Raw genomic sequence first — 15,915 nt, forward strand, 5'->3', positions numbered from 1 at the left:
CCGGACGATTCTAGGCTGGGCGCAGGAAAAAGGTCTCGTCTATTACGACTGGGAATCCGGTGCATGGAAGCTGGGCTCGGGGACGGTACAAGTACAATCGGAGGGAGGGCGCCTGGTCGGATGAACCTCGATGATTCCTATTCTTCTATCTTTCCCACATGGCTGGGGTCCCTGTGGCTTGTCGTGACGTTCGTCTGGCTGCTTCTGCCTCTTTGTCGGCACCTGTGGCGCTCGAGGCATTTTGAGGGGCAGGACGGCAGGTCGTCTCTTGTGGGGTATGCCCGGAACAGCGTTCTGCGTCGTATATCTTTTGTTTTCGTCGTTGTCTTTTTGGGCTTGACGCCTCTTTGGGACAATTATTTTGCATTGGTTTTTGCCGGAGCGGGCGTCGTTGCGATCATCCTCCTTTTGTCCCGGGGCGTATTCGAGCGATCGAGGGGGCCGTCCTCGGATAAGCGGGGAATTTCTGCGGCTGCTTTGGGGTCGGAGCGGAAGCGTGTTTCTTCCCCGCTCGCGGGGGAGCACGCAAGCCTTGGGCCGTGCAGTGAGGAGGCCGAGGCGGCGCTGACCGACGAGGCGATGTTGTCGCTGTGGTACGGCGGTCTGAACGGGATCTATGCGCGGAAGTGCCGGGCGGCGGGGCGATGGATTGGAACGCCTTTGAATCATACGCCTCCGGAATACCTGCGGGCCTGGGCCTCGGACAATCCCTACCTGCGAACTTCCGCCTATTACTGTAAAAGTATGCTCGGCTATTTTGCCGTCGTTGTTGCTCTTATGCTCAATGTGAGTAAGAACGTCATGAATGTTGTCAGGTTCTGGGTGAGAGAATCGTATAATATTCCCAGCAGGACATATCTTTGGTATCACTTGGTTTTATTCACTTTGGCGTTTTCTGCCGTTATGAGCCTGCCTTTTATATATTCATGGCTGACGAGCAGGAAGTGGATTACACATTATCGAACTCTGTCCCGGGCCCTCAAGGAGGGCCGGGACCCGGACCTGTGCGACCGGGCGCGTATGGAGGAGATGCGCCGGACGATTCTGGGCTGGGCGTGGAACAGCGGCTACGTCCGGTACGACCGTGAAAAGGGCTGGCGATTGAACACCCCCTCGAAAGGTTCGAAAGGCGGGCGGCTGATCGAATGATGCCTCATGCTCCCCGCATCCTGTCCTGTACGTTCTTCCGATTGAGCTGCGGCGCCTCCTTGTCCGGAAGGCGCCGCAGCTTTGACGTTGCTCCAACTATTCGTCCTTGATCGGCCTCACCAGCCTCGCAAGTATCCATCCCTCTCGGCCGCCCTGCTCCATCCGAATACGGAGCCATCGTTCTCCGTCGTCATTCGTTTTCTCCTCCAGAATCGCCAATTCCTCCCCCTTGCGGGCACGTCCGACGATATTGTCGTCGTTGGTACGGTCCGGGGTGGAGCGAATCCTGACGGAGTTGCCCCAGATGCTGCTCTTGGCGGAGTCCGCCATATTCAACGGCTCATCGCTGACACCGACGGCAGCCTGCGGAAGCGCCGCATCGGAATCGGCCGATGCGGCCGTATCCTCCGAGGCCTCCGGCTCCGTCCGAGGGCTCCGATCTTCCGTACGGTTCTCCAAGACGCCCTTCTCCACGGACACGGGGTTGTCCTCATGCTTCGACGGGGCCTGGATCCTGCCCCGGACCTCTTCAGAAGAGGAGTCGGGAACGGCGATTGCCGGTTCCATGGAGACGCCGTCGGCCCCGCTCTTCGGCGGAAGGGCCGGCGATTCCCGAACCTGGGGGCGTCCCATCAGGTCGTCGATGAACTCGAGAACGGTACGACGCGCCTCCTGAACCTTTTCAACCCCAAATACCCGGTCCAGGCCGGGCAGGAGTTTCAGGGTATCCTCGGGCAAGGCGACGACTCCGACGAACAGGAGAACGATAAGAAGCAGCAGGATGAGCAAACATCCGCATCCGCCGCCTTTCTTTTCCCCGGACTCTCCCCCCTGCAAAGGCGCGCGGCGGGATCGGGCTTCGGCGCCGGACCTCGGTGCCGTGTCGAAGCCCGCGTCAAGCAGGGCGTTTCCCCGTGCCGCGGCGTATTCCTCCTCGGTGATGTAGTTCTCCTGCCTCAGTTCCTTCAGTTCGTCCAGTTTCTTCCTTACCGGGTCGCTCATCGTGTCCTCCTTGTCATTCTTCCCAGACTCATTTGAACAGGCCTTCCAGGCCTTTTTTCAGCTCGTCTCCAATCTGTTCCTTCAACTGGTCCTCGATGGAAGGGGTCGAGGGCTGTACCGGGCCCTGATCCTGCGATGCCGTTTCCTCAGGGGCACCCTCCTGCTGTTCCTGGGGCGCCGTCGGTTTCTGAGGGGCGATGGCATCGATGATCCGGTCGACGGTACTGTCCCCCTTCTGCTCCTGGGAGGAATCGGCCGGCGCCGCGTCGCTCCCCGGAACGGCTCCATCCTGATTCGTGCGCGAGGAGGGGCCGACTTTGACCAGGGATACGGACGGCGAATCGGCCTTGCCCGTAATCTTGACCGTAACGTCCCGGAAGTCCGCGGAGGCGCCGCCCTGGTGTCCGCCCTGAAGGGCGCCTTTCAGGATACCCTCGAGTCCCGCTCCGGTGGTCAGCTGTTTCGCACCGCCCTGAAGCAGGGCGCCTGCACCCCCAAGAGCCCCGCCGGTAAGCGCGTTGACCAGCTGGAAGTTGACGTTGCCCTCGGCAAGAAGGTACAGGCTCTTGTCGAACTTGATCGTGCCGTCCTCGGCCAGCCGTGCATAGCGATATATCGGGTCCCCATCGGGCACTTTCGCTGCCGCCCCCTTCTTCAGGACGAGCCGGCCCGTCCGGATCTCCAGGGGAGCGGTCACCTCCGTGTAGCGGATGGCATCGAGCCCATAAAGTCGGGTCACGATATCCAGCCCCTTGAAGCCGCTGATTCCCCCGGCCCCCATGGTAAACAGCCCGGTTCCGGAGTAGCTGGGCGTCTTGCCCGCCGAGCCCGTTATCTTCAAGGAGAGGCTTCCCTGTCCCGTGACCTTGCCGCCGAGCCCGCCCGTCGCGTCCTGAGCCAGGGCGTTGACGTCGACGCCGCTCGCCGTGAGGGAATCGGAGAACTTGAGCGTATTCAAGTCCAGGGTCAGGTTGTTCGACGCCTTGCCCCCGTAAAGTTCGAGCGTTCCGTTCGAGGATTTGAAGGCATTGCCGTCGAGGGACAGCGGCAGCTTGACGTTGGCGAGCCTGAGCCCGAAGGCCTCGACCGAGGAGGCCGACAGGCTCCCCGTCCCCGTATTGCCCTTGTCCGTACCGGAGAGGTCGAACACGAGGTTAGCCTTGCCCTTGATCTGCCCCTTCAGGTCCGGGAACCCTTCGGTCAACGCTTCCAGGTCCAGCCCGTCGCCTCGGATGGCGAGATCCGCCCTCATCGAGGGCGTCAGCCGCAGCGTCCCGGACGCGCTCAGGGGCGCTCCGCCGACTTTTGCACTGAAGTTGTTGACCTTCAGCGCCTGCGGGGAGCCCGAGAGGTCCGCGGCCACATCGGAGAGCAGGGCGCCGTTGGCCGTGACGGACGGGGACTGCCCCTTGAAGGAGAACTCGGGGGAATCCGCGGTCCCGCCCAGGCCTACCTTTCCGCTGAGGGTCCCCTTGAGGCCGACCCCCGAGGCCGCCGCCAGCTGCGCGAGGTCAAGCCGGTCGAGGTCGAAGGAGAAGTCGAGCGCGGGGCTCTTGCCGCCGAGGGTCGCGGAACCGGAACCGGAGAGCGTGCCGGACCCGCTGCGCGCGGAGAAGGAGGACAGGCTGACCTTCGTCCCCTCCTTCTTGAGGGAGGCCTCCAGGGCGGAGAGCCCGACGCCGTCTGCTGCGGCGCTGTCGGCTTTGATGGAGAGGCCGAACTTCTCCCCTTTCATGATGTCGCTACCGGGAAGGGTGGAGACCTCGAGGTTCTTCACGTTGAGCTTACCGAGGGCGGAGAGGGCGGGGGAGGAGGCCAGCAGGCCGATCTCCGGGGTCGGAAGCCTGCCCGAGATCTTTGCCCCGGCGCGAATCTCGCCCTTGAGGCCATAGCCGGCAATGCCGGGAACATAAGCCCCCAGGGCCTCCGGCCGGACGGTGAGCTGTGCCTTCACGTCGATGGCCGGCGTCTTGGACGTCAGCGGCCCAACGGTGCCCGAGAGCTGGATGGGCATGCCGTTCAGGGTCCCGCCGCTCTTCTGCAGGGTCAGCACGTCCTTGGCGTAGGAGAAGGTAACCGAGGGGTTGACCAGCGTATTGCCCTGAACCGTGAAGGAGGGGCTTTGCAGGGTACCCGACAGGACCGGGGAGGAGGGGCTTCCCTTGATGCCGACCGACGCATCGATCTTTCCGGCCAGCCCGTACTTCCCGGAGTCCGGGATGAGGTCGGAGATCCCCTTCACGTCGAGCCCGACCAGTTTCGCCGTGAGGTTGAGCCTGGGCCCCGAGAGGATGGAGGCGGCAGTTCCCTGAAGGTAGCCCTGAGCTCCTTCGAAGAGGAATTTTCCGCTGACCGCCGCGGTATCGCTCTTCGCGATCTTGAGCTGAAGCGCGAGGTTCGAGACCTCCTTGCCCATGAAGGCGATGCGGGGCGCCGAGAGGCTGACGGCTCCGTTCAAAGCGTTCGTCGGGCCCTGAATTTTCGCCGTGAAGGCGGATACCTTGCCCTTCACCCCCTCCAGGGACGGGAAGGTCCTGCCGATCTCGTCCAGCGGGGCGTCGCGTCCCTCCAGGCTGATCATGACGGACGGATGTTGCCCGGGACGGGACGCGACCGCGAGCTCCCCGTCAATGGGGACGCTCAGTACGACGGCATGGACGTCACCGACGGTCAGCCTCTGGTCGGAGTATCGCAGCTGCGCCCCGAGCCGCTCCACGGGGTACCCGGCCAGCTTCATCCCTCGGTAGTCCACCGTTCCCGAGATCTCCAGGGTGGCGGACGTCCCCTTGGCCTCCAGGTCGAGGTTTGCCGTTCCGTCGTAATCCGCGTCCTTGAGGTAGGCGGGCCACAGCGCGGCAAGCTCCTTCAGGTCCAGACCCCGGACCGAGCCCTGAAGGTCCAGCGTCGTCGTGCTGTCGGTCTGGGAGACGGGGCGTATCTCCCCCGTGGCCGTGATCCTGCCCTTCCCGAAAGCGATGTCGGCCTTGCCGATCGAAAGGGAGCTGCCCTGAATATCCAGCGCCGCCGTGCCACGCACGGAGACGCCGTTGACCGCTCCGGCCGAGTCGACGTCGACATTCGTACCCCGGATGTTCGCCCCGACCTCCTCCACGTCGACGGTGCCCCACTTGGAGGTAAAGCGGCTGTTCCGGAGGCTGATGCGGTTGATGGGGATGTCGGAATCTCCGCTGCTCTCAGGCAGCTCGATACGCTGAATCTCCGCAATGAATTGGTCCAGGTCCGTGGCGACCCCTCCGACGGTCAGGACGGAAAGCCTGGGGGACCCGCGGAACAGGGCGAGAAAGTCGATCCGACCGGACAGGGACTGCGCGGAAAGAATCCTGTCCCCCTTTTCGGAGGTCAGGAGGACATCCTCGAACGTGTAGCCGCGAATGGGGTTTCCCTTGACCCCGGCGGCGGAGAGCCCCATTCCCGTGCGTTCCTTCAGGGTTTCCCGAGCCATCTTCAAAATGGCCGCTCCTCCGACGTCCACGAAAGAAAGAATCGCGGTCGCGACGCCCAGAGCGAGGGCCAAAGCCATGATGACGACGGGGATCTTACGAATACGCCGAGGACGCTGCCTCGGGGAGGCAGAGCGTTCGCTGCACATTGAGCCCACTTCCCTTCTGCGGTGGCGTTGATTGCAACGGATTACCCGGATGGGAGGCCTCGCGGCCGCCCCATCCGATTGGGGCTATTGTACGACGAGGGGATGTAAAAATCCAACCGTGATAATCCCGAGCTTGAGGACGATCCCCAAACGCTCGATATCCGTATTGGATATCTGCATTAAATGAAAGGAAAGGGAAAAAACGAAACTCGAGCGAAAACCGGATAAACCGATAGAAATTCATGTTATATTATCATATTGAAACAAGTGCGAAGGTGTTGAAACAAGTCTGAAGGTGCGTTGTGCGAACGACGCGCACAGACAGAGGGACGAGATGGGAGGCGGGAAGGATGAATTCGGTCGGAGCGAACATCAAGGCCCGTCGGCGGGAGTTGGGCATGAACCAGGACGAGCTGGCCCGAAGGCTGGGGTTGACGCAGGCCAACATCAGCCGTATCGAGGCGAACGCCAAGGGGCCCAGCGCGGACATGCTGCCCGCCATTGCGGAGGCGCTTTGCTGTGATGTGAGGGATCTTCTGGGGGTGGGGCGCGAGGGCACGCCGGAGGGCGACGCGCTCGACGGAAGCGCCAGGACCTTCGTCCTGAAGGCTATGGAGGGCGATCCTCAGTTGGGGATGTATCTGCGCAGCTTCATCAGGGACTCTTCCTCCTACACGGACGAGGATTGGAAGTTCCTGGCCACAAGCCTGAAGCTGGCCCTGGGGTACGCCGCGGACACGATCAGGGCGCGGCGTGTCGGCGGAAATTTTTAGTGCGGTTTCTCCGCCGCTCGGGAACCCCATGCCCTTCGGAGACGACGCCGTACGATCGCTTCTGGACGCGACGCTTCCCCTGATGCAGGCCCCGCCGGTCAACCTCGGGGTGATCTGCCGCTGGCTGGGGATCGAGGTCTACGCTCAGCCCTGCCGTGCCTTCGGGGCCCTCTTCCTCCTCAGGGAGGGCAGGGGCGTCCTGCTGGTCAATTCCTCCCTGCCTCAGGGGCGCGCCCGTTTCTCCATCGCGCACGAGCTGGGCCATCTGCTCCTTCGCCACAACCCACTCGGCCATATCGGCGGGCCCCGGGATCCCGACCAGGAGCGGCAGGCGGACCGTTTTGCATCGGAGCTTCTGATGCCCGAGGCACTGCTGCGCAAGGACTGCGAAAGGCTGCCCTTCGAGGCGCTGTGCCGCCGTTACCGCGTCTCGCGCCAGGCCATGCGGATACGTCTCGAGAACGTGGCTCGGGGAAGTCCCTCATGATAAAATTCTGCACATCCTTCCGCATTCCTCGCGTATCGCACGGATCGATAGCCTTCTATAATGATTAATAATCTGACAAGCTGAGTTTCATCATGCCAAGGAGACCTGCCGATGATTCCGTTCCTTTTCTTTCTCGCCCTCTTCCTGGGGTTCTGCATGGGCGCAGCCCCCGCCCGAGCCTGTACGACCGTCCTGGTCGGCAGGGATGCCTCCGAGACGGGGGAGGTCCTCGTCGGCCATAACGAGGACAGCGGGGGACGCTATGTGATGCGCTCGCATATCGTTCCCGCGCTGACGCGGGCGCCGGGACGGACGGTCCGTTTCGAGCCGGACATGGCGGAGCTGCCTCTGCCCGAGGCTCGCGCGCGCCTGCTTTGGTCCGAGGCACGTCCCTTCGTGGCGGACGGGGGCGCCTCGTTCTGCGATTTCTTCGTCAACGGCCATGGGGTCGTCCTGTGCAGCGACAACTGCGCGGATTCCCGTGAGGACCGTCCGGACCTGAAGGACGGCGGCATCGGCTACGGCCTTCGCCGCCTTGTGGCCGAGGGGGCGCGGAGCGCCCATCACGCCCTGGAGCTTGCGACCGGGCTTCTGGACCGTTTCGGCTACGCGAGCAGCGGCCGCTCCTACCATTTTGCGGACAGCCGGGAGATATGGGTGCTTCAGGTCGTCCACGGCAGACACTACGCCGTGAAACGCGTCCCGGACGACGAGGTCTATATCAATCCCAACCACTACACCATCCATGACCCGGACCCCGAGGCTCCGGGGTATCGGGAGCTTGTCGAATACGCCCGTTCCCGCGGCTGGTACGACCCCGGGGAGGGGGCCTTCGACTTCGCCCTAGCCTATCAGGACCCGGGCTCCTGCGGCGTGCCGCACAACGTGCACCGTCACGTCCGAGGCCTCTCCATCCTGATGGGACGCGATATGGGGCACCTGCTTGCCCCGGGGACGAAGCTGCCCTTCTCGGTCAGGCCGCCGCACCGGGTAGGGGTCGAGACGGTCAAGGCCATCCTGAGGACGCATTTCGAGGGAACGCCGTCGGACGTCTCGGAGGGGGCGTCGCCCCACTTCATGCCCACCCGTCCCATCTGCGCCTCCACGACGCTAGAGAGCAACGTGGTGCAGATACGGGAGCGGACCGAGATGACGCTGATCCGCCGGGCTTTGGGGCGTCCCTGCCTGTCGCCCTACATCCCATGGTACCTCGGCATCTCCTCGGTGCCCGAGGGATATGGGGCGTCCGACCCGGAGGCGGCTCTGGCGACGCACTTCTCCGTTCCGGCCTCGGACCTCGACTGCACGGGGACAGCCTGGTTCCGCCACACGGCCCTGCATGCCGCGGCCGACGCGCTTTATGGGGAGCGCGCCTCGGAGGTCCGGGAGGGGCTCCGGGAGTTCGAGGCCTCGCTCGAGGAGGAGCTTCGGCTCGTGGACCGCGAGGCCGAGGCCCGCTTCCGTTCCGATCCCGAATCGGCCCGCGCCATGTTGGACGAGGCCGTGAGCGGTTGGGCGACACGCACCCTCTCCAGGCTGGACGAGCTGTACGCGGGGCTGGGCGTCCTGGAGGCCGAGCCGGTTGGCGAGATCGACGCGGACGATGCGGATGCGGCCTTCTCGTTCCTCCTGGATGGGGAAAGAGCCGGGATGGACGCGGCGGACATCGCGCTCGACAAGACCTCCTGCGGACCGCATTTCCTCGTGGACTCGCGCCGCTCCGGGGCCGTCGGGGCGGCCGCGGACGGGGGAAATATCCGCCTGTCCTTCCGCGGCGGGGAATGGCTCCGGACGGCCGTTCCCTGTCTGACGGACCTGTGGATCGTCCTGGAGGACGTGTCCGGCCGGCGGCGCGTCGGGCGCGCGTTGGTCCGGGTCCGAAAAAGTCCGCCCCCGGCGGACGGCAGGACGAAACGGGAAAAATCGGCATGCGACGGCGCATAGCGGACTTCGGCCTCTCCGTCGGTACGATGCGTCCCGGCCCCCGCGATGCGCTGACGGACGTTCCGGGGGTCCGAGTCGGACACTGTACGCTGGACGATCCCCAAAAGGGGCTCCGCACGGGCGTGACCGTCGTCATTCCCGCTCCGGGCAGCCTGTTCCGGGAAAAGCTCGCCGCCGGAGCTGCGGTGTTCAACGGTTTTGGCAAGAGCATGGGGTTGATTCAGGTTCGGGAGAAGGGGACGCTGGAGACCCCCATCGTCCTCACGGGGGTCTCCAGCGCGGGGGCCCTTTACGACGCCCTGTTTCGGCGCTCCATGGACGAGCACTCCGAGATCTGCACGACGGACGGCAGCGTCAACCCCGTCGTGCTCGAGTGCAACGACTCCTATCTGAACGACGCTCGCCAGGCCAGGCTGGGCCGGGAGCACCTGGATGCGGCGTTCGGCGCGGCAGCCTCGGATTTCGGCGAGGGGGCGGTCGGGGCCGGATGCGGCATGTCCTGCTTCAATCTGAAGGGCGGGATCGGCAGCGCCTCGCGGGTCGTGGAGACCTGCGGACGCGAGTTTACCCTGGGGGCTCTCGTCAACGCCAACTTCGGGAGGATGGAGGACCTGATCCTCGCCGGGCGCCCCATCGGTTCGGCCTTGAGGGCCCTGACCTCTGCAGAGTCCAACCGGGAGGGGGACAAGGGCTCGATCGTCATCGTCCTGGCCACGGACGCTCCCCTGGATTCCCGCCAGCTCGCGCGCCTGGCGCGCCGCAGCTTCATCGGGGTCGGACGGACGGGGTCCTTCGTTGGGGATGGGAGCGGCGACATCGCCCTGGCGGTCTCGACGGCCGTCCGCATCCCCCATAAAGCGCCCCGGGGAGGGATCGTCGAGGTCGGAGTCCTGCACGAGGAGCACATCGATCCCCTTTTCAAGGCCGCCGTGGAGGCCGTGGAGGAAAGCATCCTGAACGCCCTCGTCTCGGCGGAGCATATTGCCGTCGGCCGCGACGGACACTCGAGGCGCGGGCTGGTGGACCTTCTGTCCGACCTCGGAGTCGGACGGAATTGAAAAAACACGGCGGATGACCAAAATGCGGCGTTTCATGACTGCGATACGGACGCGCCCCCACCTCAAATGGATTCTCCTCAGCACCATGGCCTTTGTCCTGGGCCTAACCCTTTATTATCGCTGCATGTGGCTCGAGAATCGCGAGGCCGTCCTGAGGTCCGTCGACGATCGGCTTTCCGCCGCCGCGGATCTGGTTCCCATGCTCCTGCCCGAGGATTTTCACGACAGGGCCCTTGGCCCCGCGTCCGTCTCCTTCGACGAGGAGCTCCTCAACCGGAGGCGGATCAACGAGTTCGTGGAGATCGAGGGCCTGCGCTACGCCCAGACCCTGGTCCGCTTCGAGGGAAAGTTTTATTTTTCCGCCCCGACCGTGAGCGCGAAGGAAGCGAAGGATCGGCGCTCCTGGTATTTCTACCCTTACGACGACGGCCCGGAGATCCTGGAGCGGGTCTACGACACCGGACGGGCGGCCTTCCTGAGCTACCGGGACCGATGGGGAGGGTATCGTTCGCTGTGCAGGCGGTTTTTCAGTCCCGGGGGCATTCCGTACCTGGTCCTCGTGGACATGGCAGCGGAGTCCGTCGACGGCCTCCTGGCGCGCTCACTTCCCAAAATGTTTCTTTCGGCGCTCTCCATCTTTCTGGTCATCTCCCCTCTGGTTTGCGTTCTGCACATACTGGGCGTCAATCTCAGGGCGGCCAACTCCAAGCTGGAGGAGGCGAACCGCAGTCTTTCGAAGCAGATCGCCGCGCAGAGGGACTGGCTGTTCGACGTCGAGTCCGCGGTCCGTGAGGAGCAGGACAAGCTGGAGCAGGTGCAGGAACTGCACCAGAACAGCCTGGCGGGATTCCTGACGTTCGACGGCGACGGGCGGATCACGGAGATCAATCAGACGGCCCTCGACATCCTGGGAGTGCCCCCCGAGCGAAAGGGGCAGATCAGCCTTGCCGAGTTCGGGGGCCCCTTCTTCTGGGACCGCCTCTCGCGGCAGATTCAGAACGCGGAAGTGCGGGACGAGGAGAGCTTTTCGGAGGAGATCGGCGTGCACAGGCTGGACGGAACGTCGGCGGTTCTGCTGATGCGCGTGGGGGTAGGCCCCAGGGAGTCGGACGCCCCGCTCTATTACGCTTCCTTCGTGGATATCTCCGAGATGAAGAGCAATCAGGAGCAGCTGCGCTACCTGGCGTACCACGACGAGCTCTCGGGGCTTTTGAACCGTACGGGGCTGAGGAAGGTCCTGCTGGACAAGGCGGATCTTTACGGCCGTTCGCCCAGCGTCTTCGTCCTCGCCGTCCGGGACTTCAAACGCATCAACGCGGTGCTCGGCGTCAGCACGGGGGACTCCGTCCTGAGGGAGCTGGCGCAGCGGCTCAGGGATATCCTGCACCCGGGGGAGGAACTGGCTCGGTTGGGCGGGATGGAGTTTGCGGTGGCCTCCTTCGGGATCATCGCCCGCGAGGAATCAGAGGCCGCGGCTCGCCGCCTTCTGAGCGCCTTGGACGAGCCTTTTCTGGTCGAAGGCCGAAAATTCATGCTCTCGGGAAGCCTGGGGGTCATGATGGCCTCGGACAGCGGGACGGTCGACGAGACGATGTCCGGTGCGGCGCTCGCCGCGGCGGAATCCAAGCGGAGGGAGCGCGGCTGCATCCTCTTCTTCAGCGACAGGCTCAAGACGCGGAGCGTCAAGTCCATAGAGATGGAAAACGCCCTGCGGGAGGCCATCCTGCAGGAGAATTTCAGGGTCGTGTTTCAGCCCATCGTGGAGATACGGAGCCGGTGCATCCGCGGGGTCGAGGCCTTGGTGCGCTGGACCGGCGCTGACGGCAAGCCGGTCAGCCCCGAGGACTTCATCCCCATGGCCGAGGAGACGGGGATGATGCCGTCCCTATCGGAGGTCCTCTTCAGGATGACGGCCGATGCTTTTCTCGCTCTCCGTCGGGCCGTGCCGGGGATCTATCTCAGCCTGAACGTCTCCGCCACGCTTTTCCGGGACCGGATCGTCGAATCGATGCTGCAGGATATCGTCGAGGGACAGGGCATTCTGCCGTCGGAGGTCCTCCTGGAGATCACCGAGACGGCGCTCATCGCCAACATGGAGGACTGCCGCGATACCCTCGTCCGCCTGCACGGAAAAGGGTATACGATAGCCATCGACGATTTCGGGGCGGGGAACTCCTCCATATCCTACCTGCAGAACTTTCCCATCGGCAAGCTGAAGATCGACAAGTCCTTCGTCCAGCGCGTCGTGTCCCACGACGAGGACTGGACGCTCGTCCGCGCGATCCTGCGCATGAGCGAGGTGCTCCAGGTCGGCGTTATCGCGGAGGGCGTCGAGACGGAGGAGCAGGAGCGGCTCCTCGACGGGCTGAACTGCCCCCTGGGGCAGGGCTATCTCTACTACCGCCCGATGGATCTCGAGACCTGCCTGAGAACCCTGGAGCCGTCCGATACGGGAGGAACGAATGCCTAGAAAGAGACTCCGCCCGTTACCGCGGCGATTCTTCTCGAGCCCTCTGGCGTCGATGACGCCGAGGAAGCTGGTTTTTCTCCTCGTCCTGCTCCTCCTGGGGTTCCTTGCCCCGCACTGGGAGAGGCGCACGGGCGATTTCCTCGAGGGAGTCGTCACGAACGTCGTCGATGGGGATACCCTTGTGGTGAAGGTGGAGGGGGAGTCCCGCCGTGTGCGCCTGATCGGGGTCGATACGCCCGAAACGGTGCATCCCCGCAAGCCCGTTCAATACTATGGACGCGAGGCCAGCGCCTTCACGAAACAGGCGCTCTCGGGGCGGCGCGTGTGGCTGGAGTACGACGTCGCCCCCCTGGACAGGTACCAGCGCCATCTCGCCTACGTCTGGGTGGAACGGCCCGCGCGGGACGAGGATGCCGTGAGGCGGGGGATGTTCAACGCCAGGCTGCTCCTCGAGGGGTATGGACGCGTCATGACCATCCAGCCCAACTCGCGCTATGCCGACCTGTTCGCCCGTCTCCAGGCCGAGGCGCGTAAGGCGGGACGCGGCCTGTGGGGGCGGAGACGTTGAGCCCCTTCGCCCCCGGCTGTTCCTGCAGGGGGAGTGAGGTCGCTCAACGAGATATTCGGCGAAAACGGGTTTCACCCCCAGATGCAGGCCCGGCCTTGAAAAAGGGAGTTCCGTCATGGAAAAAGCACGAGCCATGGGCCCTATCGTTTTAAGCCCTGGATTTACGCCCCGGATGCAGCGGCAGGGGATAATTGGAGCGGAGGCTCGGGCTGTTTTGAAGGAGGTGCACCGATGATGGGGAGAGTACGTTGCGTCTTGATCGCGGGTCTGTTGATGTGGTCGGTCTTTCTGCCCTGCCGTGCCGGGGGTGGGGAGGCGAAGAGCGGGACGGGCTGGAACGACGGAGAGATGCCGCCGGTCTTCAACCCCTACGTGGAGGACGAGGCGGAGGAGACGGACGAGACTCGGGTCGTCCTCTTCGAGGGAGTGTCCCGGGACATTCCCGCCTACGTCCTCGACGGCCTCCGTCGGCAGGGTGGTTCCTTGGACGTCGCCATCTGGGATTACTTCGACGCTAGGCGCTTCGACACACTTTTCACCCCCACGGGGCTTCTGTCCCTTTGCCATGGGAAGGATCCGGAGGATAAGATAATAGCGAGAATAGCGAGCCCCGACAAGGACCCAAAGCTTTGGCATATTTTAAAGCTTTGGGCGTGCGCTCGTCTGCCCGACGTCTTTGACCATTTTTCCCGCGCACGCCGGCTCGACGCACTGCGCCTGGAGTACCTGCATCGCATGGAGGAGCGCCGCCTCATGGCGGAGCTGGGGGTGGAGATGGAACAGGGAGAGGAAAGCCCGGAGCGGGATCCCCTGTATCGGCTGGGTGAGGCGGATGCGAAGGGGTACTACGACGGGAAGGGGGAGGCTTTACGGGAACTGAGGGAGATAAGGCGTCATTGGCCCGCTCGGCGACACCGGAGAGCCCTTCTTTCCCTTGTTGCTCCTGTCCCCCAATTGACGGAGGATGAGAAACAGATGGCGGCCAGGCTCAAGGAGATTATCCGGCTCGTTACGGACTACTGGGAAATCCCCGAGGGCGCGTCCAAGGACGTTTGGCCGCAGTACGTCTGGGAGAAGGAGCGGAAAATGCGGTCCATGGAGGGGGAGGCCTTGAGCAGCCCGACGCACCTGCTGTTTCTCGTCGAGACCGGGGAGCTCCTCCAAATCTACGCGTCGGAGGAGGCGTATCGCTGCATGAGTCTGGCCTGGGTGCGCCAGTGCCAGGCGCACCGGGAGCTTTCGGCCCGCATCGTGGAGATTCTGCGCCGTTCCGGCCTTCGAGAGGACTATGCACGGTCCGTTCGGAGATGGAAGAAGGGGGCTTCTTCCCCCGCAACCCGTCTCGGTACTTTTGTCAATCCATACGAAGTTTTTAATGAGGTATTCGGCGAAAACAGGTTTCGCCCGTTTCACCCCCAGATGCAGGTGGAATTTTGAGCCTCAGCCGGACTTGAAATCGGAGGTTCCGTCATGGAAAAAGCGCGGGAATCGCGGTGGGGACGCGGAGGATTTTGGGTCCTGGGTATGGCGATGGGGTTTGTTCTGGGCTACGTTCTGGGGGGCGTATCCGCCGTCGGGGCCGTCCCCGGCGACAGTCCGAAGGAGACGCCTCGGGAGGAACGGCCGCACGCCTCGCCTCAACCCACACAAGATAAAAGGGCTGTATTGGAAGCCCTTTACGAGGATACGGGAATGAGGACGGGTTCGATCGAAGGGACCCATGCCATAAGGGCGCTCCTGTCCTTTTACGACCGGCTGAATCTGAAGGCCCTCGAGGACGATCAAAATGCCTTCGAGAGCGTGCACGGGAGACTTCCGGACGAGGAGCGGAGAAAACGGCGAAGGATTTTCGAGGAAGAGCGCGTCAGGATGCTCGACCTCAGGGACAAGACGATAGCACAGGGATTCCTGGATGGAGAGGTCCTGTGCTTCTTCATCAAGATGCATCTTGACGAGCTTCGAGTCGTGACCCCGCGCCCGTTGCTGAAGCTCTTTGCCGAGGACGTCATGGGGCCCGTCAGTGCGGACTTCTATCGGGCCTATGGAGTCCTGCCGGAGACGGTTGCGAATTTTTCGGACCTGGACCAGGGGGCCGACCCCAGTCTTCTGACGAAGAGGATCGTCTTCGGCGGAGAGTACGGGGAATCGGCCAACGCCCGGCGCCCGGTGAGGGAGAAGGAGGAGAAGGCCCTCCTCCTCCCTGTGGACTTTCCGCCCCTGAGGGGCCTGCTCTCCTTCTACGCCAGTCTGGATATCGATACGCTCGAGGCGGATCAGAGGAAGTTCGAGGCGGAGTTCCGCCCCCTGACCAAGGAGGAGCGGGAGCATCGGCTGAAGGGCTTCGAGGAGGAACGAGCCGAGATGGAGGTCCTGCAAAGGGACCTGCTGGAACGCCTTCCCATAACCTACGACACCCTGTCGCTGTGGGTATCGCGCACGCTGGGAACGCTGCGGGCGGTGACGCCCCGGCCGCTGCTGACGCTTCTGGCGGAAGAGGTGCTGGAGCCGCTCAGCATGGACATCCTGAAGGGGCAACATGTGGGGCCGGATATCTTCGAGGGCTATTCCGACCTCGACTGCGCTCGAAGATCCGACGCTTCTTCCTCCGTCATGGATGCCCGTGTTGTCCAGGACCCCGGGGTGTTGGGGGAGCTTCGCGCCTACGAGAGGACGAGGAGGCTGATCGCATCGGGGCAATACCGGGAGCCATACGAATTTTTCCGGGCGTCGTATCCAAGGCGCGGCCTTGCGTCGCTATATGCTCCAATCTTCGAGAGGGATCGTCCTTACCTTCCCTCTTCGGCCCAAAGGCGCCGCGAGTGGCTGGCGTTTTACTTTTCCGAGCTCGAGAAAG

At 63.7% G+C, this 15,915-nt stretch carries 11 protein-coding genes; 9 read left to right on the forward strand and 2 right to left on the reverse strand.

All coding sequences use genetic code 11. The annotated features are described in order from the left end of the window. The first annotated feature begins 183 nt into the window (after positions 1-183). A complete protein-coding gene (locus Q0176_RS06015; RefSeq protein WP_299300238.1) occupies positions 184-1,149 on the forward strand; it encodes a hypothetical protein in 966 nt (321 codons plus the stop codon). 96 nt (positions 1,150-1,245) lie between these two features. On the opposite strand, the gene Q0176_RS06020 is transcribed toward Q0176_RS06015, so the two are convergent. Further along, a complete protein-coding gene (locus Q0176_RS06020; protein WP_299300240.1) occupies positions 1,246-2,151 on the reverse strand; it encodes an SH3 domain-containing protein in 906 nt (301 codons plus the stop codon). Between the two features lie 28 nt (positions 2,152-2,179). Beyond that, complete coding sequence (locus Q0176_RS06025) at positions 2,180-5,614, reverse strand: AsmA-like C-terminal region-containing protein (protein ID WP_299300242.1); 3,435 nt, start codon at positions 5,612-5,614, stop codon at positions 2,180-2,182. Positions 5,615-6,111: 497 nt separating this feature from the next. On the opposite strand from Q0176_RS06025, the gene Q0176_RS06030 reads away from it, so the two are divergent. From Q0176_RS06030 to Q0176_RS06065, 8 genes are all read left to right on the forward strand, one after another. Beyond that, positions 6,112-6,534 (forward strand): helix-turn-helix transcriptional regulator, encoded by a 423-nt coding sequence (locus Q0176_RS06030; protein WP_299300244.1) that lies wholly within the window; start codon positions 6,112-6,114, stop codon positions 6,532-6,534. Further along, entirely contained in the window at positions 6,515-7,021 is a 507-nt protein-coding gene (locus Q0176_RS06035) for an ImmA/IrrE family metallo-endopeptidase (RefSeq protein ID WP_299300246.1), read from the forward strand. The genes Q0176_RS06030 and Q0176_RS06035 overlap by 20 nt, the downstream gene beginning before the upstream one ends. Before the next feature lie 111 nt (positions 7,022-7,132). Then, on the forward strand, positions 7,133-8,965 hold the full coding sequence (locus tag Q0176_RS06040; protein ID WP_299300248.1) for a C69 family dipeptidase: 1,833 nt from the start codon (positions 7,133-7,135) through the stop codon (positions 8,963-8,965). After that, a complete protein-coding gene (locus Q0176_RS06045) occupies positions 8,950-10,023 on the forward strand; it encodes a P1 family peptidase (RefSeq protein WP_299300250.1) in 1,074 nt (357 codons plus the stop codon). Before Q0176_RS06040 ends, Q0176_RS06045 begins: the two co-directional genes overlap by 16 nt. Before the next feature lie 22 nt (positions 10,024-10,045). Then, positions 10,046-12,493 (forward strand): EAL domain-containing protein, encoded by a 2,448-nt coding sequence (locus tag Q0176_RS06050; protein ID WP_299300252.1) that lies wholly within the window; start codon positions 10,046-10,048, stop codon positions 12,491-12,493. Then, positions 12,486-13,061 carry a thermonuclease family protein gene (locus tag Q0176_RS06055; protein ID WP_299300254.1) on the forward strand — a complete coding sequence of 192 codons (576 nt, stop codon included), beginning with the start codon at positions 12,486-12,488 and terminating at the stop codon, positions 13,059-13,061. The genes Q0176_RS06050 and Q0176_RS06055 overlap by 8 nt, the downstream gene beginning before the upstream one ends. 231 nt (positions 13,062-13,292) lie before the next feature. Continuing rightward, positions 13,293-14,498 carry a hypothetical protein gene (locus Q0176_RS06060; protein ID WP_299300256.1) on the forward strand — a complete coding sequence of 402 codons (1,206 nt, stop codon included), beginning with the start codon at positions 13,293-13,295 and terminating at the stop codon, positions 14,496-14,498. Positions 14,499-14,531: 33 nt separating this feature from the next. After that, the coding region (locus Q0176_RS06065) for a hypothetical protein (protein ID WP_299300258.1) at positions 14,532-15,915 on the forward strand (1,384 nt) is incomplete at its 3' end.

This window comes from uncultured Fretibacterium sp., assembly GCF_938040765.1.
GTDB lineage: Bacteria > Synergistota > Synergistia > Synergistales > Aminobacteriaceae > CAJPSE01.